The sequence below is a fragment of the Streptomyces sp. NPDC107562 genome (genome assembly GCF_055657325.1).
In genome coordinates this window covers 1-22,936 of record NZ_JBVKBE010000019.1, presented here as the reverse complement: position 1 = coordinate 22,936, position 22,936 = coordinate 1, and the positions used below count along the sequence as shown (strand labels likewise).

The following is a 22,936-nucleotide window of genomic DNA, read 5'->3' as shown; positions in this document are numbered from 1 at the left end:
CGAACCTGGTCGAGTCCTGCCGACGCCCCGACCCGAACCTCGTCCAGAACGACCAACGGCCACGCGGGGACACCGGCCCCAGCCACCCAGCCCGTACGACGGCCCCCCTCCGCCGTGACCAGGACCGTACGACGGCCCCGTCCCTCGCCGCGGCCAGCCCCCGTAGGGCCGCCCCTCCCCGCTGTGGCCCGGCGGTGGGCGACCGGCTGCCCCGGCGTGACACGGCCCCTGCCGACGAGACTCACCGACCCGGCCGAACTGGTCTCGGGTCGACCCACCCCCACCCGGCCGGCACCACGTCGCCGCACAGCCCGGGCCCTCGACGCGACCTCGGTTCAGGTGGCACCCGGCGGCCCAGCCCCCCTCCCGATTCCGCGACGGCCCCGCCGTCAGCGACGCGACCCGTGCCCGACGTGGTCGGACATCCCGGCTCCCGGCGCGTCCGGCCTCCCGGCCAGCGGCATCGACACGACCATGGTCAGCCCGCCGCCGGGGGTGTCCTCGGGACTGACGGTTCCGCTCATCGCCTCCGTCAGTCCACGGGCGAGCGCCAGCCCCAGCCCGAGCCCGGTGGTGTTGTCCGTGTCGCCGAGCCGCTGAAACGGCTCGAACAGTCGCTCCCGCCCGGCCACCGGCAGTCCGGGACCCCGGTCCACGACGCGCAGTTCCACCCGGCCCGCCAGCACACTGGCACTGACCAGCACTTTCGTACCGGCCGGGGCGTACCGATCGGCGTTGCCGACCAGGTTGGCGATGACACGTTCCAGCAGTGGCGGATCCACCAGCACCTGCGGGATCCGCTCCAGGTTCCCGACCTCGACGCCGGGGGTGTCCATCAGTGCCGCCGGGAGCACCTCCTCCAGCGAGGTCGGCCTCAGGTTCAGCTTGAGCACGCCCGCCTCCAGCCGGCTGAGGTCGAGCAGGTTCTCCACCAGGCGGTTCAGCTTGGCCATGGACTCGTCGGCGGTGGCCAGAAGCTCGTCGCGGTCCATCGCGGAGAACTCGACGTCCCGGCTGCGCAGCGAGGTGACGGCGGCCCAGCCGGCGGCGAGCGGGGTACGCAGGTCGTGCCCGACGGCCCGCAGCAGCGCCGTACGCATCCGGTCCGCGGCGCGCACCGGTTCGACCTCGGCGGCCGCCTCGGCGAGCCGGGCCCGTTCCACGGCCGCCCCCACATGCGCGGCGAAGGCGGCGAGGACCCGCCGCTCGGAGGCCGACAGGGCACCACCCCGCAGCACCAGGTAGCCCCCTGGCCCGGCAGGTACCACGGTGTCGCCGTCCTCGTCCGTGCGGCCACCCCGCAACCGGACAACACCCGTCCCTCCCTCCTCGGCGACCTCGGACACGAGTTCCACGGAGTCCGCTCCGAAGGTCTCCCGGGTGCGCTCCAGCAGCGCCGGGATCGTCTGGCCGCCGCGGACGATGCTGCCGGCCAGCGAGGACATCGTCTCCGCCTCCGCGGTGGCACGCGCGGCGCGGCGCGACAGTCTCAGCGAGCGGTCGACGACGGCGGCCACGGTGGCGGCGACGACCGCGAAGACGCCGAGGGCCACAAGGGCGTTGGCGTCGGCGAGCGTGAACTGCCCTATGGGCGGGATGAACCAGTAGTTGAGCAGCACCGACGCCGTGAGGGAGGCGATCACGGCGGAGGCCACGCCGCCTATGCAGGCCACGCCCACCACCGCGAGCAGGAACAGCAGGGCCTCGCTGGTGAGGGTCAACGTGCCCCGCAGCTGGGCCAGGACGATCGTCAGCAGCAACGGCAGCACCAGCCCGGCCACCGGCCCCGCGATCATCCGGGCCCTCGACAGCGTACGGCGCCGGGACGGCAGCAGGGTGCCGCGACCGGCCCGCTCATGTGTGACCTGATGGACGTCGATGTCACCGGAGAGCGCGACGACTCTCTCCCCCGTGCCCGAACCGGTCAGGAACCGCTCCAGGCGTCCGCGCCGACTGGAGCCGAGGACGAGTTGGGTGGCGTTCTCGGCCCGCGCGAAGTCCACCAGCGCGGTGGCGGCGTCGTCACCGACCACGGAGTGATAGCTGCCGCCGAGGTCCTCCACCAGCCGGCGCTGCCGGGCCAGCGACGCGTGGGAGAAGCCGGTGGCGAGACCGTCGCTGCGGGCCACGTGCACGGCGAGCAGATCCCCGCCTGCCGACCGGTCGGCGATCCGGGCGGCGCGCCGGATGAGCGTGTCGCCCTCCGGACCTCCGGTCAGGGCGACCACGACCCGCTCCCGGGTCTCCCACACCCTGCCTATCGAGTGCTCGGCCCGGTAGGTCTGCAGTGCCTCGTCGACCCGGTCGGCCGTCCACAGCAGCGCCAGTTGGCGCAGCGCGGTCAGGTTCCCCGGCCGGAAGTAGTTGGCGAGGGCCGCGTCGATCTTCTCGGGGGCGTAGATGTTGCCGTGCGCCATCCGGCGGCGCAGCGCCTCGGGCGCCATGTCGACCAGTTCGACCTGATGGGCTCGGCGCACCACCTCGTCCGGCACGGTCTCCTGCTGAGGCACCCCGGTGATCTTCTCGACGACGTCCTTGATCGACTCCAGGTGCTGGATGTTGACGGCGGTGACGACGTCGATCCCGGCGGCGAGCAACTCCTCGACGTCCTGCCATCGTTTGGCGTTCCGGCCGCCGCCGGGGACGTTGCTGTGGGCGAGTTCGTCCACGACGGCGACCTGCGGCCGGCGGGCCAGGACCCCGGCGAGGTCCATCTCCTCGAACCGGCCGCCGCGGTAGGCGCACGGAACCGGCTGGAGGACCTCGAGTCCGTCCAGCATCGCCTCGGTGCGGTGTCGCCCGTGGCACTCGGCGAACCCCACGACCACATCCACTCCGCGGGCGGCACGACGCCGCCCCTCGTCGAGCATGCGATACGTCTTGCCGACCCCCGGAGCCGCCCCGAGGTAGACCTTCAGCCGTCCGCGCCGTACTTCGTTCATCCCCCTCAGGGAAGCGCCCGGCGGCACCCGGGGTCAGTCCTTTTGACGCGTCCCTGGCGCAACTCACAAGGACGTTGACACCACCTTGACGACGCACGGGCGCGGGGCCGGACGGTCCTGCCGGACCGCCGAGTCGAACCACGACGGATTCGACCACCACGACACCACCACGGCACAGGACCACGTCGTACGACGACCGTGTCCTCGATCACGCGCCCGGCGAGGTGAGGAGCAGAACCGTGGCCGCGAGCGGAAGGCGCAGCCGCGCGGGAACGGAACCCCGTCGGCGGCGGCGTGGAGCGGCCCGCGCGGCCACGGTCCGCTGCCGGAGGCACTCCACCGGTCCGACCACACCCCCTCCTGACCGCGGCCGACACCGGCTTCGGGCGGGACCGTGACCGTTCCCGTCGAGACCCGCGGCGGCCGCGCTCCGCGGTCCCGCGCCATGACGGGCACGGCCTCCACGCGACCGGCGGTCGTCCCTCCGTTCTGGACAGTCTGCGACCGGGTCCGGCATCACGAGGTGCGCGTTGACGCCCACTTGACGACTCCTCAGGCGCACTTGACGAGATGCTGACAGGGCCCGCGGTGCAGCCGTATGAGAGCCGCAAATTCGGCGAGGATTCGCGCCGTCCGGATCACCGGCGGTGGTTGCATTCTCTTCTGGCCGCCGCATGGGCCGCGGGCGCCAGGGGCCTCCCGCCGACGGCGCCCGATGCGCGCCGGTCGTCATCCCGCCGCCGGTGGTCAGTACCCCGTCGTGCGGTGCCGGGGCCCCGGCACCGCATGGCTCCGGCGTCCGACGTACTGTCCGACCTGCCGGCCCGCCGGCGTGCCCCGGCACGCCCGGGGCCGGTCACGAGACACGAAGGTGTCCATGTTTCCCGCTGCTCCCGAGCAGGCCCCGGCGTCCCCTCCACAGCCCACTGCGCCGACCGTCCCGCGGCGGCGCGCGCAGGGCGGCCTGTTCGATCCGGCCCAGCTCGTCCGGTCCTTCCCCGACGCCCTGCGCAAACTCCACCCGCGGGACCTGGTGAGGAACCCGGTGCTGTGCGTGGTCTCCGTAGGAGCGGTCGTGACCACCCTGTCGGCCGTGCTCAATCCGGCCGTCTTCACGTGGACGATCAGCGTCTGGCTGTGGCTGACGGTCGTCTTCGCCAACCTCGCCGAGGCCGTGGCGGAGGGCAGGGGCAAGGCCCAGGCGGAGTCGCTGCGCCGCGCGCGTACGGAGACCGTGGCGCTGCGGATCCTCGACTGGCGTTACGGCTGCGACCTGCGCATCGTACGCACGGAGGCCGTCACCCCCGCCGCCCTCAAGCCGCTGGACGTGGTTTTGGTCGAGGCGGGCCGGACGATCCCGGCCGACGGCGACGTGGTCGACGGTGTGGCGGCGGTCGACGAGTCCGCCGTGACCGGTGAGTCCGCCCCCGTCGTCCGTGAGGCCGGCGGCGACCGCAGCGGAGTGACGGGCGGTACCACGGTCCTGTCCGACCGTGTCGTCGTGCGGATCAGCGCCCGCCCCGGCCACAGCTTCCTGGACAGGATGATCGCCCTGGTCGAGGGCGCCTCCCGGCAGAAGACGCCGAACGAGATCGCGCTGAACATCCTGCTGGCGGCGCTGACCATCGTGTTCCTCCTGGTCGTGGTCACCCTGCAGCCGATGGCCGCCTACGCGGGCGCCGCCCAGTCGACGACCGTGCTCGTCGCCCTGCTGGTCACGCTCATACCGACGACCATCGGCGCCCTGCTGTCCGCGATCGGCATCGCCGGCATGGACCGGCTGGTGCAACGCAACGTGCTCGCCATGTCCGGGCGCGCGGTCGAGGCGGCGGGCGACGTCACCACGTTGCTGCTGGACAAGACCGGCACCATCACCCTGGGCAACCGTGAGGCCGCCGCCTTCGTGCCCATGTCGGGCATCGAGGAGGGGCGGCTCGCCGAGGCCGCCCAGTTGTCCTCGCTGGCCGACGAGACCCCCGAGGGCCGGTCCGTCGTCGTGCTGGCGAAGGTGCGGTTCGGGCTGCGTGCGCCCTCGTCGGAAGAGCTGACGCATGCGCGATGGGTGCCCTTCAGCGCCCGTACCCGGATGAGCGGCGTCGACCTGCGCTGGGACAACGGCGCCGTGTGCGCGATCCGCAAGGGCGCCGCGCAGCAGGTGATCGAGTGGGTGCAGATGTACGGCGGTCAGATCCCGCCCGAGGCACGGCACTTCGCCGACTCGGTGGCCGCGGCCGGGGGCACGCCGTTGCTCGTGGCCGTGCACGACCGGGACGGCCCCCGCGTGCTGGGACTCGTACACCTCAAGGACGTGGTGAAGGAAGGCATCCACGAACGCTTCGCGCAGTTGCGCCGGATGGGTATCCGCACGGTGATGGTCACCGGCGACAACCCGATCACCGCCAAGGCGATCGCCCGGGAGGCGGGCGTCGACGACTTCCTCGCCGAGGCCACTCCCGAGGACAAGATGGCCCTCATCAAGCGGGAGCAGGCGGGCGGAAAGCTGGTCGCGATGACCGGCGACGGCACCAACGACGCCCCGGCGCTCGCGCAGGCCGACGTCGGCGTGGCGATGAACACCGGTACGTCGGCCGCCAAGGAGGCCGGCAACATGGTCGACCTCGACGCCGACCCGACGAAGCTCATCGACATCGTCGAGATCGGCAAGCAACTCCTCATCACCCGAGGGGCGCTGACGACGTTCTCCATCACCAACGACGTGGCCAAGTACTTCGCGATCATCCCCGCGATGTTCGCGGGGGCCTACCCGGGCCTCGAGTCCCTGAACGTGATGGGCCTGCACAGCCCGACGTCCGCCATCACCGCTGCGATCATCTTCAACGCGCTGATCATCGTGGCGTTGATCCCCCTGGCCCTGCGTGGAGTGCGCTACAAGCCCGCCTCCGCACACGATCTCCTGCGCCGCAACCTGCTCCTGTACGGGCTCGGCGGTCTCGTGCTGCCGTTCGTGGGCATCAAGGTGATCGACCTGCTGATCTCCGGCATACCCGGCCTCGGCTGACTGTGACACTCGGTGTCCGTCCCCGGGGTCCGGGATGCCCACCCCCATACGGCTCAACAGGGTCGAAGTCCACGCGATTGCCACGGCCTTGATGCGCCGCCCCGCCCCACCGCCCAGTCTTAACGCAAGCTTGACGCCGCGAGCCCGCCAAGCGAAGGCCCAGGCGTCACTCTCCGCATACGCTGAGCGCGCCGTCCGCGTGATGGCCGCACCGCATGCCGAGCCGGACCACTGGAGCACGTCGATGGCCCCGACCCCACACACCGCACCCGGCCGCCTGCGCGTCTGGATGCTGGAAGGGCTGTCCGACATGGGCAGGCCGGGCGGCCACCAGGGCCCGCACGCCCCTCCCGCTCCCCCGGCCGAGGGGCGCCCCTGGTACCGCGTGATGTGCCTGACCGGCGTCGACTACTTCTCCACCCTCGGCTACCAGCCCGGCATCGCCGCCCTCGCGGCAGGTCTGCTCTCGCCCGTCGCGACCGTCGTGCTGGTGATCGTCACCCTGGCGGGCGCCCTGCCGGTCTATCGGAGAGTGGCCGAGGAGAGCCCGCACGGCCAGGGCTCGATCGCGATGCTGGAACGCCTGCTCACCTTCTGGAAGGGCAAGCTGTTCGTCCTCACGCTGCTCGGCTTCGCCGCGACCGACTTCCTGATCACCATCACCCTCTCGGCCGCCGACGCCTCCACCCACCTGATCGAGAACCCCCACCTGAACGACGCCCTGCACGACCGGCAGCTGCTGATCACCATGGTGCTCATCGCCCTGCTCGGCGCGGTGTTCCTCAAGGGCTTCCTGGAGGCCATCGGCGTCGCGGTCGCCCTGGTGGCCACCTACCTGGCGCTCAACGCCGTGGTGGTCGTGGCCGGCCTCTGGCACGTCGCCGCCGAGGGCCATGTCGTCACCGACTGGTCCAGCGCCCTGACCGCCGAGCACGGCAACGTCTTCGTGATGATCGGCGTGGCCCTGATCGTCTTCCCCAAGCTGGCCCTCGGCCTCTCCGGCTTCGAGACCGGCGTCGCCGTGATGCCGCACGTCAAGGGAGATGCGCGCGACACCGAGGAGCGCCCCGAGGGCCGGATCCGCGGCACCAAGAAGCTGCTCACCACCGCCGCCCTGATCATGAGCGGCTTCCTGATCAGCACCAGCTTCATCACCACGCTGCTCATCCCGGAGGCCGAGTTCGAGGAGGGCGGCCAGGCCAACGGCCGCGCGCTGGCCTATCTCGCGCACGAGTACCTGGGCAGCGCCTTCGGCACGGTGTACGACGTCTCGACGATTGCCATCCTGTGGTTCGCCGGCGCCTCGGCCATGGCGGGCCTGCTCAACCTGATGCCGCGCTACCTGCCCCGCTACGGCATGGCCCCGCACTGGGCGCGTGCGGTACGCCCGATGGTCATCGTCTTCACCCTGGTCGCCTTCCTGGTGACCTGGCTCTTCGACGCCGACGTGGACGCGCAGGGCGGCGCCTACGCCACCGGAGTGCTGGTGCTGATCAGCTCGGCGGCGATCGCGGTGACCATCGCCGCCCGCAAGGCCGGCCAGCGCGGATGGACCGTGGGCTTCGGCGTGATCTCGGTCGTGTTCCTGTACACCACCGTGGTGAACGTGGTCGAGCGCCCCGACGGTGTGAAGATCGGCGCCTGCTTCATCGCGGGCATCATGATCCTCTCCCTGGTCTCCCGGCTGGCCCGCGCCTTCGAACTCCGGGTGACGAGCGTGACGCTGGACCCCATGGCGGAGCGGTTCGTGCGGGACATCGCCAGCCGCAAGATCCGGTTCATCGCGAACGAGCCCGACAGCCGGGACGTCACCGAGTACCGCGACAAGATCGAGCAGATCCGCCAGGACAACGACGTCGCCGGCCCCGAGGACTTCGTGTTCGTCGAGGTGACGGTGACGGACCCGTCCGAGTTCGAGGCCGGTGTGACGGTCCACGGCGAGGTCCTGCACAACCGCTACCGCGTCCTGACCCTGGAGTCCTCCTCCATCCCCAACGCCCTGGCCGCCCTGCTCCTGCACGTCCGCGACACCACGGGCTGCACCCCGCACATCTACTTCGAGTGGACCGAGGGCAATCCCTTCGCCAACTTCCTGCGCTTCTTCCTCTTCGGCCAAGGGGAGGTCGCGCCGGTCACCCGGGAGGTGCTGCGCGTGGCGGAGCCGGACGTGACCCGACGCCCCCGCGTGCACACCGGCTGAGGCCCGCACCGCCGGCGGTCCCCGCACCGCACCCGCGGCGGGCCCGCACCCACCCCCGGCGATCCCCCGTCCTATCGTGACGGGCATGCACTCCTACACGATCGGCCAGGCCGCCCGGCTCCTCGGCGTGAGCCCCGACACCGCACGCCGCTGGGCGGACGCCGGCCGCGTGGCCACCCTGCGCGACGACAGCGGCCGACGCCTGATCGACGGCAGGGACCTCGCCGCCTTCTCGGTCGAGCTGGCCAGGGCGGGAAGCGGCGGCGAGGAGGAGCCGCCGTACACCTCGGCCCGCAACGCCTTCCCCGGCATCGTGACCGCCATCAAGCTCGGCGACGTCGCCGCCCAGGTCGAGATCCAGGCCGGCCCGCACCGCCTGGTCTCGCTGCTGACCCGGGAGGCGGTCGAGGAGCTGGGCCTGGAGGTCGGCATGGAGGCCACGGCCCGCGTGAAGTCGACAAACGTACACATCGACCGCACCTGACCCGGCCGGCGTCCGGAAGTCCCCGAAAACACGGCGAGGGCCCCACGAAGGAGCCCTCGCCGCCACGGACCTCAGTCCTCGTACGCGTCCAGCGGCGGGCAGGAGCACACCAGGTTCCGGTCACCGAAGGCCTGGTCGATGCGGCGCACCGGCGGCCAGTACTTGTCGGCGACCGACACCCCGGCCGGGAAGACGGCCTCCTCGCGCGTGTAGGCGTGGCTCCACTCGCCGCCCAGCAGGCCGGCGGTGTGCGGAGCGTTGCGCAGCGGGTTGTCGTCGGCCGGCCACTCGCCCGCGCCGACCTTCTCGATCTCGGCGCGAATGGCGATCATCGCCTCGCAGAACCGGTCGATCTCGGTGAGGTCCTCGGACTCGGTCGGTTCGATCATCAGCGTCCCGGCCACCGGGAACGACATCGTCGGCGCGTGGAACCCGTAGTCGATCAGCCGCTTGGCCACGTCGTCGACGCTGACGCCGGTGGCCTTGGCCAGGGGCCGCAGATCGATGATGCACTCGTGCGCGACCAGCCCGCCCGGACCGGTGTACAGCACCGGGTAGTGCGGCTCCAGGCGCTTGGCGATGTAGTTGGCGCTCAGCACGGCCACCTGCGTGGCCCGCTTCAGGCCCTCCCCGCCCATGAGGCGCACATAGGCCCACGAGATCGGCAGGATGCCCGCCGAGCCCCACGGCGCGGCCGAGATCGGCCCGACCCCGGTCTCCGGCCCGGCCTCGGGCTGCAGGGGGTGGTTCGGCAGGAACGGCGCGAGGTGCGAGCGCACGGCCACGGGGCCGACGCCCGGACCGCCGCCGCCGTGCGGGATGCAGAACGTCTTGTGCAGGTTGAGGTGGGACACGTCGCCGCCGAAGTGCCCCGGCTTCGCGAGCCCCACGAGGGCGTTGAGGTTGGCCCCGTCGACGTAGACCTGACCACCCGCGTCGTGCACCTGGGCGCAGATGTCGGCGACGTGCTCCTCGAACACGCCGTGCGTGGACGGGTACGTGATCATGAGCACGGACAGTTCGTCGCGGTACTGCTCGATCTTCGCCCGCAGGTCCTCGACGTCGATCTCGCCGTCCCCGGCGGTCTTCACGACGACGACCTTCATGCCGGCCATGACGGCGCTCGCCGCGTTCGTGCCGTGCGCGGAGGACGGGATCAGGCACACGGTCCGCTGCTCGTCGCCGTTGGCACGGTGGTAGCCGCGCACGGCGAGCAGTCCGGCCAGCTCACCCTGTGAACCGGCGTTGGGCTGCAACGACACCTTGTCGTAGCCGGTGACCTCGGCGAGGCGGTCCTCCAGCTCATGGATGAGCGTCAGGTATCCCGCCGCCTGCTCGGCCGGCGCGAACGGGTGCAGCTGACCGAACTCCGGCCAGGTGACCGGCTCCATCTCCGTGGTCGCGTTGAGCTTCATCGTGCAGGAGCCCAGCGGGATCATGCCGCGGTCGAGCGCGTAGTCGCGGTCGGCGAGCCGGCGCAGGTAGCGCAGCATCGCGGTCTCGGAGCGGTGCTGCTGGAAGACCGGGTGCGTCAGGTACGCGTCGGTGCGCAGCAGCCCGTCGGGCAGCGCGTCCCGCGTGCCGCCGTCCAGGGCCTCGATGTCGCCCTCGACGCCGAACGCGGACCATACGGCGGCCAGCTGGTCCCGCGTGGTGGTCTCGTCGCAGGCCATGGAGACCTGGTCGGCGTCGACGCGCCACAGGTTGACGCCGTTGTCGCGCGCGGCGGCGACGACCTCGGCCGCCCGGCCCGGCACCCGCGCGGTGACGGTGTCGAAGTAGGCGCCGTGCACGATCTCGACGCCGCAGTCGCGAAGGCCCGCGGCGAGGATCGCGGCGTAGCGGTGAGTGCGCCGCGCGATGCTCCGCAGGCCCTCGGGCCCGTGGTAGACGGCGTACATCCCGGCCATCACGGCGAGCAGCACCTGCGCCGTGCAGATGTTGCTGGTGGCCTTCTCGCGCCGGATGTGCTGCTCACGCGTCTGGAGGGCCAGCCGGTAGGCCTTGTTGCCGTCGGCGTCGACGGAGACGCCCACGAGCCGCCCGGGCAGGCTGCGCGCGAACTTCTCCTGCACCGCCATGTAGCCCGCGTGCGGCCCGCCGAAGCCCATCGGCACACCGAACCGCTGCGTGGTGCCGACCGCGATGTCGGCGCCCAGCTCACCCGGCGACTTCAGCAGCGTCAGCGCCAGCAGGTCCGCGGCGACGGTGACGAGCGCGCCCAGCTCGTGCGCCTGGTCGACGACCGCCTTGATGTCGCGCACGGCGCCGGAGGCACCCGGGTACTGGATCAGCACGCCGTTGATCTCGCGCTCAGCGACCTCGGCCGGAATGCCGTCGGCGAGGTCGGCCACGACCACCTCGACCCCGGTCGGCTCGGCGCGTCCCTGGATCACGGCGATGGTCTGCGGCAGCGCGTCCGCGTCGACCAGGAAGAGGCCCTTCTTGTTCTTGCCCATACGCCGGGAGAGCGCCATGGCCTCGGCCGCGGCCGTGCCCTCGTCGAGCAGCGAGGCGCCGGAGGTCGGCAGCCCGGTGAGGTCGGCGACCACGGTCTGGAAGTTCAGCAGCGCCTCCAGCCGGCCCTGCGAGATCTCCGGCTGGTACGGCGTGTACGCGGTGTACCAGGCCGGGTTCTCCATGACGTTGCGCATCACGACCGGCGGGGTGAACGTCCCGTAGTAGCCGAGCCCGATCATGGAACCCAGCACCTGGTTGCGGTCCGCGAGGGAGCGCAGCTCCCGCAGCACCTCGGCCTCGGTCCGCGCGCCCGGCAGGTCCAGGGAGTCGGCGTTCTTGATCACATCCGGTACCGCGGCGGCGGTGAGCTCGTCGAGCGAGCCGTAGCCGACCTGCGCGAGCATCTTGGCCCGCGCCTCCTGGTCGGGCCCGATGTGGCGCTGCTCGAAGGGGATGCCCTGTTCGAGCTCGGAGAGCGGAATGCGCTGGGCGGTCATTGCGGAGGCCTCCTGGTCTGACGCGACCTTCGAGGGACACCCCGGCACGGGTGCCCCGACGGCCTCCCCCTCTGTCATCTCAACCTGAGAGCTTCACCGGCCGCCACAGGACGTCCGGCTTGCACCGTCGGTGAGAGCGGGAGCCGTGACACCCGCTCTGCTTTCCAGAGTGACCTCGTCCGTGCGGTACGTGGGCCTGAGAGATTCCGGGGAGGATTTGCTCCTTCGGCGCCCCCGGTGGTGATCTCCGGAGGACTCTCCCGCACGGGGTCAGCAGCCGCTTGCCAGCGTACCAGCGAGGGCAACGCCCGGGCGTTCGAGTGGCCGCGTTCCGCAATGTGCTCTTTTGTAGTGCTTACGGATGAGGTGCGAGCGAGTGGAGGGCCCGTGCAGACCGACATCGATCCGCGCAACCTGATCGGACGCAAGGCATTCGACCGACACGGCAGCAAGATCGGCACCATCGACGAGGTGTACCTCGACGACGCGACCGGCGTACCGGAGTGGGCGGCCATACGGACCGGCCTGTTCAGCAGGGACGCCTTCGTGCCGCTGGAACCGAGCGAGCTGATCGACGGCACGCTGCACGTCCCCTTCGAGCGCGCCCTGATCAAGGACGCCCCCGACTTCGGCGTCGGCCGCCACCTCTCCCCTGAGCAGGAACTCCAGCTCTACCACCACTACGGACTCGACGTGGCCGCTCCCCCGGCGCTCCCGGACCGCGACTTCGGCAAGCTGGCGGGCTCCGACGAGACATGACCCGCGGGGCTCAGCCCTGGAGCTCGGGTCTTCGCGCCACCAACGGCAGCGGATCCGCCGGCTCCAGCGCCGGATCGTCGACCCGGAAGGTCCGCACCCGCCCGGGCTCCGACTCGGGTGTCTCGAACCGCACGGTCACTCTCCCCAGCCCGCTGCCCTGCACCCATCCGTGCCCGTGCTCGGCGTGCCGGACGTCGTGCCCGGCCGCCCAGCGGCGCTCGACGGGCCCGGCCTCCGGCCGCTCGGGCTCCTCCGCGACGTCCTCCACCGCCCCCTCCTCCCGCTCCCCCGCCGCCTGCGCGAACAGGTCCTCCTGCGTGTAGTCGGCGAGCCCGCTGACCCCGACCCCCAGCAGCCGCACACCCCCGGTCGTGTCCACGGAGTCCAGCAGCCGGGCCGCCGCCTCCCGCACCACCGCCGGGTCGTCCGTCGGCCCCCGCAGCGTCTCCGACCGGGTCAGCGTCGAGAAGTCGTACCGCCGCACCTTCAGGACGATCGTCCGCCCCGAGAGCCCGGCCCCGCGCAGCCGCCGCACACACCGGTCCGCGAGCCGCTGCACCTCCAGCCCTACCCGGACCCGGTCGTGGATGTCCACGTCGTAGGTGTCCTCCACCGACACGGACTTCGCCTCCCGCTCGGCGACCACCGGCCGGTCGTCACGGGCCAGCGCCATGGCGTACAGCGCGTGTCCGTGCGCCTTGCCCAGCAGCCGTACGAGCTCGTCCTCGCCCGCCTCGGCGATCTCCCCGACGGTGGTGATCCCGGCCCGGCGCAGATGGTCGCCCGTCGCGGGGCCCACGCCCGGCAGCGTCCGCACCGACATCGGCTCCAGCAGCTCCCGCTCCGTGCCCGGCTCGATCAGCACCAGACCGTCCGGCTTGGCCTCCTCGGAAGCGATCTTCGCGAGCATCTTGGAGGCGGCGAGCCCGACGGACCCGGTGAGGTTGGTGACGGCCCGTATGTCGGCCCTCAGCCGCACGCCGGCCAGCCGCGCCGACTCCCGGTCCCACGCCGCCCCACCGGCCTCCAGATCGACGAACGCCTCGTCCAGGCTGAGCGGCTCCACCAGCGGCGACAGCGCCCGCAGCAGGCCCATCACCTGCTCGCTGATCGTCCGGTACAACCCGAAGCGGGGCACCAGACAGGCGGCGTTCGGCGCGAGCCGGCGCGCCTGCCCCATGGGCATCGCGGAATGCACCCCGAACACCCGGGCCTCGTACGAGCAGGTCGCCACCACCCCGCGCGGCCCGAGCCCACCCACGATCACGGCCTTCCCGCGCAGGCTCGGCTTGGACGCCTGCTCCACCGAGGCGAAGAAGGCATCCATGTCGAGATGCAGGATCGTGGGCGCGGTTCTCACATGTCCGATGCTGCCTCACGCCACTGACAACGCCGCCGCGGCAACGAGCCGGATCCGGGGCGCCTCAGACGGCCCGGTTGCGCCGGCGCGCAAGTTCGTCCGCCGGGTTGTGCCCGACGAGGGTCTCACCGGTGTCGATGCGCTCTCCGTGCAGCTGCGACAGGGCGCCCTCCACGTCCCGCCAGACCACACCGACCGCGATCCCGAAGACCCCCTGGCCGCCCTGGAGCAGCGCATGGACCTCGTCGGGCGAGGTGCACTCGTAGACCGTGGCGCCGTCGCTCATCAGCGTCATCCGCTCAAGATCCCGGAAGCCGCGCTCGCGCAGATGCTGAACGGTGGTGCGGATGTTCTGCAGCGACACCCCGGTGTCGAGGAACCTCTTGACGATCTTCAGGACGACGACGTCGCGAAAGCTGTACAGCCGCTGCGTACCGGACCCGTGGGCCGGCCGCACGCTCGGCTCGACCAGACCCGTCCGGGCCCAGTAGTCCAACTGGCGGTACGTGATGCCGGCGGCCGCGCAGGCCGTCGGACCGCGATAGCCGATCTCCTCGGACGCCATGGGCGCCGCCCCTCCGCCGCCGGGAACGGCCATTGGTCGCTGCGGAGCGTGATCAGTCGCCCTGCCGTGCGGAGGGTACCCCCCACTCGGGCGAAACCGAGAGCTCGGGGGAGGGTACGGACCGCTCTCCCCGAAACCGCGTCCGGGGGCACCCCCAGCCGTACCGTCGCCGCTGCTTCTCACGCCGACCTCCGTCCTTGACCTGCCTTCTCGACGGTAGGCAGTCACCAAGGGTGCGTCAACGATCGCCACACTCGGCACGCCGAGTGATAATCACCCTAAGAGTGGTTTCCCGCACCCCATCGCGGGGAAAGGCTAGCCGAATGCCATGACGGGAATCCGCATGACGCTCTCACTCGCCGCTGGCACGTGCCGGGCCTCGGAGCGCGTTCCGGGCACACACCAGCCCGCCGCGGACCCCTGGTCCGCGCGGGCCGCCGCCGTTCACTGGCTGCTGCTGCCGAAGTCCTCCGGCGAGATCTGGTCGAGGAACTCCCGGAACTTCTCCACCTCGTCCTCCTGCTCGTCGGGGATCGCGATGCCGGCGTCGTCGAGCACCCCGTCACTGCCGTAGATCGGCGTTCCGGTGCGCAGGGCGAGCGCTATGGCATCGGACGGGCGGGCGCTCACCTCGACGCCGCTGGCGAAGACCAGCTCGGCGTAGAAGACGCCTTCACGCAGGTCCGTGATGCGTACTTCGGTGAGCTCCTGGCCGACGGCCTCCAGCACGTCCTTGAACAGGTCGTGGGTCAGCGGTCGCGCGGGGGCCATGCCCTGCTGGGCGAAGGCGATCGCCGTCGCCTCCCCCGGCCCGATCCAGATGGGGAGGTAACGGTCGCCTCCCACTTCGCGCAGGAGCACGATCGGTTGGTTGGAGGGCATTTCGACCCGGACACCTACGACATCGAGCTCGTTCACACAGCAACCCTAGGCCGTGCCCGGGACGTTTGGGTAGTCGGGCCGTCATCGCCCACGCGATCCGGCCGCCGCCCCCCGAGACGCGGGCGATGCGGCGCTCGCCCTCAGGAGCGCCTTCCCAGATGTGCCCCTACGGACATCGTCAACCTGCCCTCACGGGCCGCGACGCCCGCTCGGCCGCCGCCGGACGGCCCACGCCTGTCCTGGCCTGATCCGGCCTGGAGTGGCCTGCGGTGCCCCATATCGGCGCGCCCCTATGCCCCCGCAGGGCTCAGGGCCGCACCCCGAGTGCACTCCGCACCAGGGCGGCGTGCAATTTCACCGTGAGCCCGGCCAGCTCCTTCGCCCGTGCCTCCGCATGGGCCCTCGTCTGCGGGTTACGGTGCCGCTTCAGCGGAGCCACCACCTGGTCCACGAGCCCCGCCTCACGATCGGCCGCGGCCTTCATCGCGCGCAGGTGCCGCGGCTCGATCCCGGATCGCCCCAGTTCGACGACGAGAGCCGCCACGGTGACCGCCTCGGCGTCGTACACACCTTCCGCCACCGGGGTGAGCAGCCCGTACGACTCCCACTCGGCGAGCTCCCGCTCACCGATCCCGGCCGTCTCGAGCAACTCCGCCCGTGCGATCCGGGCCGCGGTGGGTTCGTCGGACACCTCGTCGGCGAGCACGGCCTCGCCGTCACGCTGCCGGCCCAACGCCGGCAGCCGGACCTGCTCGCCGCGCCCCATCGCGTCGAGATGCTCACGGATCACCTTGAGCGGCAGATAGTGGTCCCGCTGCATCCTCAGCACATGCCCGAGCCGCTCGACGTCCCCCGGGCTGAACTTCCGGTACCCCGACGGCGTCCGCTGCGGCTCGATGAGCCCCTCCGACTCCAGGAACCTGATCTTGGAGATCGTGACCTCGGGGAACTCCTCGCGCAGCACGTTCAGCACCGTGCCGATACTCATCAGCCCGCTGTCCGTGGCGGCGGCACCGTAGCCGGAGCCGCCGCTCGGTGTGTGACGCATGGAACTTCCCTCGGAGTTTCTCCGGACGGACTCCGGAGGAGGGTCAGATGGCCTGCCTGCTCGCGTAGAAGACGAGCCGGTACTTGCCGATCTGCACCTCGTCACCGTTCGACAGGGCTACCTGGTCGATCCGCTCCCGGTTGACGTACGTGCCGTTCAGGCTGCCGACGTCGGCCACCGTGAACGAACCGTCCGGGACGCGACGGAACTCCACGTGCCGACGCGAGACCGTCACGTCGTCCAGGAAGATGTCGCTCTGCGGGTGCCGCCCGGCCGTGGTCAGATCGCTGTCCAGCAGGAAGCGGCTGCCCGAGTTCGGACCCCGGCGCACCACCAGCAGGGCGGAGCCCAGGGGAAGCGCGTCCACCGCGGCCTGCGCCTCGGGAGACAGCGTCGGCATCTGCGTCTGCCCGGTGACCTCGGCGTCGTACGCCTCGAGACCGCTGATGGAGATCGTGGAGGTCGTCTCGGACGGACGCTCGGGCGTCACTCCCGGCCGCAACGGCGCGCCGCAGTGGGAACAGAAGCGACTGCTCTCCGCGTTGCGGTTGCCGCACCTCGTACAAACCAGGGCCGACATGGACGGATCCTCCTGCCGCGGCTGCCCCGCTGGGGCGTGGGACGCGTACGGGTCGGTGGAAAACCCTCCACCCGCACTTGAGGTCGACGGTTGCCCGAAACCTATGCCGCCTGCCTGGGCAGGGTCAACCGACGGCGCGCCCTGACCACCGGAAATGTCACCACCCGGACCAGCGACCTGGTCCCGGAACAGTGGGCGCTGGCCCTCCGCGTCAGGCTGTGCGCGATGCCGAGCGGTCGCGTTGTCGCGACCCTCTCGCGCGCTCTTGCCGAACAACTTCGCAAACAACTTCACGGGCGATTCCCCTTGACCGAAACAGACCCGCCCGTGGGGCAGGACGAACCCTGATTGCACATACTGGCCGACCCGGACATCCTCACAACGTCCGTATCCACCAGACAGTTTCCACCACGCACCACCCAATCGGTGCGGCGACCCCCCGCAACCTCATGCCCTCCCCGGACGTCCCCCATGCACCACCGGTTCACTGGGAGGACGACCGAGCGTAGTCAGGTCGCTCCACCGCCCGCAAGGCGTCGACGACGATCTTGTCCGACCGCTCGACAGTCACGGTGGCCTGCTCCTTCTCCAGCGTCTGCACCACGCCTCCTGGGATGTTGAGCGCCGGTTCGAGGTCCTGCGGCTTGCCGATGACCTTGAAACGATAGGGAGCGTTGATCTTGTTCCCGTCGACGCTCACACTTTCCCCGGAGTCCGTCAGGTAGGTGCTGGCGACGACCCGTACACCGTTCACCTGGATCGCCTCGGCGCCGGCCGCGCGCAGCTCCTGGATCGCGTCGAGCAGCATGTCCGACTCGACCGTCCCCTTCGTGTCGTCGATGGTCATCGTGATGCCGGGTCCCTGTGCCGCCACCGTGCCCGCCAGCACACCGAGTTGCCTTTCCTTCTCGATCGTCTGCCGCCGGGCCTCCTCGGCCTGGTTCGAGCTGTTCTCCAGCTCGTCCCGCTGGTTCTCGAGACCCTGCTTCTCGTCCTCAAGACGCTGAGTTCGGTCGTCCAGTTCATCGAGGATCCGCACGAGATCCTCCTGCCGGGCGCCGCGCAGGGCGCTGTCGCCGTCGCTGTTCGAGGCGACCTGCACCGCGAGGCCGAAGCCGAGGCCGAACAGCAGCAGGGCCACGATGAGTTGGGCGCGGGTGATCCGCGGCGGCCACAGTCCGTCGACGAGCCGCTGGCGCCCCGTGATCTCGGACCGCGCCTCCTCCCCGGCGGGGACCGGCGGTGACGTCACGTCGTCCGCCGCCGTGGGCTCGGCCGGCACCTCCTGGGGCAGCTCCTTGCGCAGCCGGCTCCCGCCCGTCGTCCCTGAGGTCATCTCGCCGGTCCTGTCGTCCTGGTCGCTCATCGGCCTCACGCCCGGAAGACGTGCCGGCGGATCGCCGCGGCGTTGGAGAAGATCCGGATACCGAGGACGACCACGACGCCCGTGGAGAGCTGGGCGCCGACGCCCAACTTGTCGCCCAGGAAGACGATCAACGCGGCGACGACCACGTTCGACAGGAACGAGACCACGAAGACCTTGTCGTCGAAGATGCCGTCGAGCATGGCCCGCAGGCCACCGAAGACGGCGTCCAGGGCCGCCACCACGGCGATCGGCAGATAAGGCTCGACCACCGCCGGAACCTCGGGCCGGACCAACAATCCGGCCACGACTCCCACGACGAGGCCCAGTACGGCGATCACGATGTGCCTTCCTCAGTACTCTGCTGTGCTGACTCGGTTATCGGCTGTGCTGTGCGGACGATCACACTCGGCGCGGCGGGCAGCCGCAGCTCCCCCTCCGTGGAGATGCTCGTCCGGATGCCGAAGCTCTCCTGCAGGGCATGCAGGTAGAGCCCGTCCGCGCTGTTCTGGAACTTCGTGCTCAGCTCCGCGCCGTCCCCCACCGCGAGCACCGTGTACGGCGGCACCAGCGGCCGGTTGTCGACCAGTATCGCGTCACCCGCGGCCCTGATCGCCGACAGCGCCGTCAGTCGCTGTCCATTGATCGAGACGGCCTCGGCACCCGACTCCCACAGCCCGTTCACCACGCGCTGCATGTCACGGTCACGCACCCGGCCCGTGTCGGAGAAGCCCGTGGTCCCGCGGGGGTCGCTGTCGCCGCCGGCGGTGGCCTCCTTGGCGTCGTTCACGACCAACTTCACGCCGGGGCCGTGCACTTCGGCGGCACCGGACAGGATGCCGACCAGGTCCGTCTGGTCACCGCCGCCACTCTGCTTGAGCGCCTGTCGTTGCCGGGCACTCACGTCGTCCCGCAGTTTGTCGACGCTGCTCTCCAGCTCGTCGGCCGCCGTGGTCTCCCGGTCGATGCGGTCGATGAGCTCCTCGCGCTCCTTCGCCACGACCGGCGCCGCCACCCGCGCCTGCGCCGCGCCGACGGTGACCACCAGGGCCGCCAGCACCAGCCCGGCGGCGAGACCGAGCTTCGCCCGCAACGTCTTCGGCATGCCTCCGGCGGCCTTCTTACGGGCCGCCGCCTCGGCGTAGCCGTCGTCGAGGCTGTGATCCATGACGTTGGTGAGCAGCGACATGGACGCATCCGGGCGCGCGAGGCGCGCGGGTGTGCTCCGAACGGGGGGCTGCTGCGGCATGCCGCACATCGTCGCACGTCGCGGCCGCTACCTCCGAATGGCCCCACCGGCGTGCCGGACAGGCCCCCTTGGGGACACTTGTCCGGCACGCGCGCGTGCTGCTGGTTTACCGCCCGGCGCTGTCCACGACGGCCGCCCACTCGTCGAGCAGTGCCTGCGCGGAGGCGTCGTCCGGCCCCTCCGCCCACAGGTGGGTGACCGCCTCGGCCGGGTCGGGCAGCACCATCACCCAGCGCCCGTCGGCCTCGACCACGCGCACCCCGTCCGTGGTGTCCACGTCACGATCTCCGGCCGCCTCGACGACGCGCCGCATGACGAGCCCCTTGACGGCCCACGGGGTCGCCAGATCCCGCTTGAGGACGTGTGCACGCGGGATACGTGCGTCGATCTGGCTCAGCGTGAGCTGGGTCCGCGCCACCAGGCCGATCAGCCGCACGAAGGCCGCCGTGCCGTCGAAGACGCTGCTGAACTCGGGGACGATGAAGCCGCCCTTGCCGTCACCGCCGAAGATGGTCGTCTCGTCCCGTCCGACCCGGGTCAGGTCGTCGGGGGACGTGGTCGTCCACTCGACCTGGGTGCCGTGGTAGGCCGCGACCTGCTCGGCGATCCTCGTGGTGGTCACCGGCAGCGCCACCCGCCCGCTGCGGCGCTCCGCCGCGACCAGGTCGAGCATCACCAGCAGCGCACGGTCGTCCTCGACGATGCGCCCCTTCTCGTCGACCAGCGACAACCGCTCGCCGACGGGGTCGAACCGCACACCGAACGCGGCCCGCGCGGACGCCACGATCTCTCCCAGGCGTACCAGCCCCGACCGCCGCGCGTCCGCCGACTCCGTGGGCCTGGACTCGTCCAGACCGGGGTTGATCGTCAGCGAGTCCACACCCAGCTTGCCGAGCAGGCTGGGCAGCACCAGCCCGGAGCTTCCGTTCGAGGCGTCGACGACGACCTTCAGGCCCGACTCGGCGATCCCGGTGGTGTCGACGTTGCGCAGCAGCGACCCGGTGTACGAGTCGAAGACGCTGGACGGGAAGTGCAGGTCCCCGATCTCACCGGGGAACGCCCGCCGGTACTCCTGACGCGCGAAGACCCGGTCCAGCTTCCGTTGGCTGGCCTGCGAGAGGTCGGCACCCTGCCCGTCGAAGAACATGATGTCCACGGAGTCCGGCACCCCGGGCGTGGTCCTGATCATGATCCCGCCGGCACTGCCCCGAGCCGTCTGCTGCCTCGCGACCGGCAGCGGTACGTTCTCCAGGTCCCGTACGTCGATGGCGCTGGCCTGCAACGCGGAGATCACGGCACGCTTCAGCGCACGGGCACCACGGGAGTGGTCACGCGCCGTCGTGACGGTGGCCCCCTTCTTCAACGTCGTCGCGTAGGCGCCGGCCAGCCTCACGGCCAGTTCAGGGGTGATCTCGACGTTCAGGATTCCGGAGACACCACGCGCACCGAAGAGATGCGCCTGGCCTCGCGACTCCCAGATGACCGAGGTGTTGACGAAGGCGCCGGCCTCGATCGTCTTGAACGGATAGACCCGCACGTTGCCCTGCACGATCGACTCTTCGCCGATGAGGCACTCGTCACCGATGACGGCGCCGTCCTCGATACGCGCCGCCCGCATGATGTCGGTGTTCTTGCCGACGACGCACCCGCGCAGATTGCTGTGCTGGCCGACATACACGTTGTCGTGCACGACGGCCCGATGCAGGAACGCGCCGCTCTTGACGACCACGTTCGAGCCGACGACGGTGTGCTCCCGTATTTCCGCGCCGGCCTCGACCTTCGCGTAGTCGCCGATGTAGAGCGGCCCGCGCAGTACGGCGTCGGGATGTACTTCGGCTCCTTCGGCGACCCACACACCCGGTGAGATCTCGAAGCCGTCGATCTCGACGTCGACCTTGCGCTCCAGGACGTCGGCCTGCGCCTTCACATAGCTCTCGTGCGTGCCGACGTCCTCCCAGTAGCCCTCGGCGACATAGCCGTAGACCGGCTTGCCCTCCTTCATGAGCTGCGGGAAGACCTCGCCGGACCAGTCGACGGACACATCGGCCTCGACGTAGTCGAAGACCTCGGGCTCCATCACGTAGATTCCGGTGTTCACGGTGTCCGAGAAGACCTGGCCCCAGGTCGGCTTCTCCAGGAACCGCTCGACCTTGCCCTCTTCGTCGACGATCGTGATGCCGAATTCCAAGGGATTCGGGACACGGGTCAGACAGACCGTGACCAGTGCGCCCTTTTCCTTGTGGAAGTTGATCAGTTCGGTGAGATCGAAGTCGGTCAGGGCATCACCGGAGATGACAAGGAAGGTGTCGTCCTTCAACGCCTCCTCGGCGTTCTTGACACTTCCGGCGGTACCGAGTGGCTTCTCCTCGTTGGCATACGTGAGCTCCATGCCGAGCTCTTCGCCGTCACCGAAATAGTTCTTGACCAGTGAGGCAAGGAACTGGACAGTCACGACTGTCTCGTTGAGCCCATGCCTTTTGAGCAGCCGCAGCACGTGCTCCATGATCGGCCGGTTGGCCACCGGCAGGAGCGGCTTGGGCATGCTTGAGGTCATGGGACGAAGGCGCGTGCCCTCGCCACCGGCCATCACGACGGCCTTCATGTCGGAAGCGTCCTCCTCTAAGAGACGACGGTCTAGCCGACTTCACCCGTCCGAATTGTCCCGCACTTTTTCCTTGCGGGCCATCGCACCGCTTCGGCCGCGCAATCGACGAGCTCAATCGGCCGTGGCGTCCGCGCGAACCAGACGGCGGACCTGCACCACGTAGAGGACTCCTGCCCACCAATAGAGGGTTGTACCCCATCCGGCGAACGCCCATCCGAAAATCGCAGCGAGTGACGCCAGCCACCCGCTTCCGTCACTGAGCAGCAGCAGCGGGAAGGCATACATCAGGTTGAAGGTGGCTGCCTTGCCGAGGAAGTTCACCTGCGGCGGCGGATAGCCGTGGCGTCTGAGCACGCCCACCATCACCAGCAGGACCAGTTCCCGCGCAAGCAGTACAGCGGTCAACCAGAGGGGGAGAATCTCACGCCATGTGAGCCCGACCAGGGTCGAGAGAATGTAGAGCCGGTCCGCGGCGGGGTCGAGGAGCCGGCCGAGGCTGCTGATCTGGTTCCAGCGCCGGGCCAGTTTGCCGTCCAGGTAGTCAGTGATCCCGCTCAGAGCCAGCACCAGCAGCGCCCAGCTGTCGCTCTTCGGCCCGCCGAACTCGGGCCTGAGGATCAGCCACAGAAACAGGGGCACGCCAAGAAGCCGGGCCATGCTGAGGATGTTCGGGATGGTGAGGACCCGGTCCGTCTGCACACGGGTCTCCTGGACCTCCAACCGGGGGCCTCCTGTCGAAAACGAGCCAACGATGCTCCCCGACCCTACCTCAACGCAAAAAAGCTCCGGCCCCTGGGCATGTGCCCAAGAGCCGGAGCTGTAAAGGTAGTTCGGCGGCGTCCTACTCTCCCACAGGGTCCCCCCTGCAGTACCATCGGCGCTGAAAGGCTTAGCTTCCGGGTTCGGAATGTAACCGGGCGTTT

Annotated in this window: 15 protein-coding genes, 1 rRNA gene, 1 pseudogene and 1 riboswitch; of the genes and pseudogenes, 4 read left to right on the top strand and 13 right to left on the bottom strand. The window is 70.4% G+C overall.

Annotated elements, in window-relative coordinates; all coding sequences use genetic code 11:
• Positions 1–389: 389 nt before the first annotated feature.
• Complete coding sequence (locus ACZ7LV_RS34905; protein WP_471945376.1) at positions 390–2,942, bottom strand: ATP-binding protein; 2,553 nt, start codon at positions 2,940–2,942, stop codon at positions 390–392.
• A gap of 877 nt (positions 2,943–3,819) precedes the next feature.
• Between ACZ7LV_RS34905 and kdpB the strand changes: the two genes are divergently transcribed.
• From kdpB to ACZ7LV_RS34890, 3 genes are all read left to right on the top strand, one after another.
• Positions 3,820–5,961, top strand: coding sequence for a potassium-transporting ATPase subunit KdpB (gene kdpB / locus ACZ7LV_RS34900; protein ID WP_471945375.1), 2,142 nt, complete (start codon positions 3,820–3,822; stop codon positions 5,959–5,961).
• A gap of 244 nt (positions 5,962–6,205) precedes the next feature.
• Positions 6,206–8,161 (top strand): APC family permease, encoded by a 1,956-nt coding sequence (locus ACZ7LV_RS34895; protein ID WP_471945474.1) that lies wholly within the window; start codon positions 6,206–6,208, stop codon positions 8,159–8,161.
• A gap of 85 nt (positions 8,162–8,246) precedes the next feature.
• Positions 8,247–8,645 carry a TOBE domain-containing protein gene (locus ACZ7LV_RS34890; RefSeq protein ID WP_471945374.1) on the top strand — a complete coding sequence of 133 codons (399 nt, stop codon included), beginning with the start codon at positions 8,247–8,249 and terminating at the stop codon, positions 8,643–8,645.
• 71 nt (positions 8,646–8,716) lie between these two features.
• Here the strand turns inward: ACZ7LV_RS34890 and gcvP are convergent, their stop codons facing one another.
• On the bottom strand, positions 8,717–11,602 hold the full coding sequence (gene gcvP / locus ACZ7LV_RS34885) for an aminomethyl-transferring glycine dehydrogenase (protein ID WP_471945373.1): 2,886 nt from the start codon (positions 11,600–11,602) through the stop codon (positions 8,717–8,719).
• A gap of 174 nt (positions 11,603–11,776) precedes the next feature.
• Positions 11,777–11,875, bottom strand: a riboswitch (glycine riboswitch).
• A 114-nt stretch (positions 11,876–11,989) separates the two neighbouring features.
• Between gcvP and ACZ7LV_RS34880 the strand changes: the two genes are divergently transcribed.
• The gene (locus tag ACZ7LV_RS34880; protein ID WP_365448118.1) at positions 11,990–12,361 is read left to right on the top strand and encodes a PRC-barrel domain-containing protein; all 372 of its coding nucleotides are present in this window, start codon (positions 11,990–11,992) and stop codon (positions 12,359–12,361) included.
• Here the strand turns inward: ACZ7LV_RS34880 and ACZ7LV_RS34875 are convergent.
• The 11 genes and pseudogenes from ACZ7LV_RS34875 to rrf all read right to left on the bottom strand — a co-directional run.
• Positions 12,283–13,721, bottom strand: a pseudogene (locus tag ACZ7LV_RS34875) (DNA polymerase IV). The gene ACZ7LV_RS34880 and the pseudogene ACZ7LV_RS34875 sit on opposite strands and share 79 nt — an antisense overlap.
• A 64-nt stretch (positions 13,722–13,785) precedes the next feature.
• Positions 13,786–14,469, bottom strand: coding sequence for a MerR family transcriptional regulator (locus tag ACZ7LV_RS34870; protein WP_471945372.1), 684 nt, complete (start codon positions 14,467–14,469; stop codon positions 13,786–13,788).
• Between the two features lie 261 nt (positions 14,470–14,730).
• Positions 14,731–15,204, bottom strand: a complete 474-nt coding sequence (locus ACZ7LV_RS34865) for a bifunctional nuclease family protein (protein WP_026281837.1) — start codon at positions 15,202–15,204, stop codon at positions 14,731–14,733.
• 271 nt (positions 15,205–15,475) lie between these two features.
• Entirely contained in the window at positions 15,476–16,216 is a 741-nt protein-coding gene (ftsR, locus tag ACZ7LV_RS34860; protein ID WP_471945371.1) for a transcriptional regulator FtsR, read from the bottom strand.
• Positions 16,217–16,259: 43 nt separating this feature from the next.
• The gene (locus ACZ7LV_RS34855; protein ID WP_471945370.1) at positions 16,260–17,219 is read right to left on the bottom strand and encodes an FHA domain-containing protein; all 960 of its coding nucleotides are present in this window, start codon (positions 17,217–17,219) and stop codon (positions 16,260–16,262) included.
• 61 nt (positions 17,220–17,280) lie between these two features.
• Complete coding sequence (locus tag ACZ7LV_RS34850) at positions 17,281–18,162, bottom strand: DUF881 domain-containing protein (protein WP_471945369.1); 882 nt, start codon at positions 18,160–18,162, stop codon at positions 17,281–17,283.
• A gap of 5 nt (positions 18,163–18,167) precedes the next feature.
• Positions 18,168–18,500 (bottom strand): small basic family protein, encoded by a 333-nt coding sequence (locus tag ACZ7LV_RS34845; RefSeq protein WP_003988855.1) that lies wholly within the window; start codon positions 18,498–18,500, stop codon positions 18,168–18,170.
• Positions 18,497–19,408: a DUF881 domain-containing protein gene (locus tag ACZ7LV_RS34840; protein WP_471945368.1), complete on the bottom strand. Its 912-nt coding sequence runs from the start codon at positions 19,406–19,408 to the stop codon at positions 18,497–18,499. Before ACZ7LV_RS34840 ends, ACZ7LV_RS34845 begins: the two co-directional genes overlap by 4 nt.
• 106 nt (positions 19,409–19,514) lie before the next feature.
• On the bottom strand, positions 19,515–22,010 hold the full coding sequence (locus ACZ7LV_RS34835) for a sugar phosphate nucleotidyltransferase (RefSeq protein WP_471945367.1): 2,496 nt from the start codon (positions 22,008–22,010) through the stop codon (positions 19,515–19,517).
• 114 nt (positions 22,011–22,124) lie between these two features.
• A complete protein-coding gene (locus ACZ7LV_RS34830; protein ID WP_471945366.1) occupies positions 22,125–22,733 on the bottom strand; it encodes a CDP-alcohol phosphatidyltransferase family protein in 609 nt (202 codons plus the stop codon).
• Between the two features lie 108 nt (positions 22,734–22,841).
• A 5S ribosomal RNA gene (gene rrf, locus ACZ7LV_RS34825) occupies positions 22,842–22,936 on the bottom strand; the annotation flags it as partial.

Bases quoted from the DNA above. Each gene is read 5' to 3' on its own strand.
- ACZ7LV_RS34905 (WP_471945376.1), bottom strand. From the start codon at position 2,942: ATGAACGAAGTACGGCGCGGACGGCTGAAGGTCTACCTCGGGGCGGCT.
- kdpB (WP_471945375.1), top strand. From the start codon at position 3,820: ATGTTTCCCGCTGCTCCCGAGCAGGCCCCGGCGTCCCCTCCACAGCCC.
- ACZ7LV_RS34895 (WP_471945474.1), top strand. From the start codon at position 6,206: ATGGCCCCGACCCCACACACCGCACCCGGCCGCCTGCGCGTCTGGATG.
- ACZ7LV_RS34890 (WP_471945374.1), top strand. From the start codon at position 8,247: ATGCACTCCTACACGATCGGCCAGGCCGCCCGGCTCCTCGGCGTGAGC.
- gcvP (WP_471945373.1), bottom strand. From the start codon at position 11,602: ATGACCGCCCAGCGCATTCCGCTCTCCGAGCTCGAACAGGGCATCCCC.
- ftsR (WP_471945371.1), bottom strand. From the start codon at position 16,216: ATGCGTCACACACCGAGCGGCGGCTCCGGCTACGGTGCCGCCGCCACG.
- ACZ7LV_RS34850 (WP_471945369.1), bottom strand. From the start codon at position 18,162: ATGAGCGACCAGGACGACAGGACCGGCGAGATGACCTCAGGGACGACG.
- ACZ7LV_RS34840 (WP_471945368.1), bottom strand. From the start codon at position 19,408: ATGCCGCAGCAGCCCCCCGTTCGGAGCACACCCGCGCGCCTCGCGCGC.
- ACZ7LV_RS34835 (WP_471945367.1), bottom strand. From the start codon at position 22,010: ATGAAGGCCGTCGTGATGGCCGGTGGCGAGGGCACGCGCCTTCGTCCC.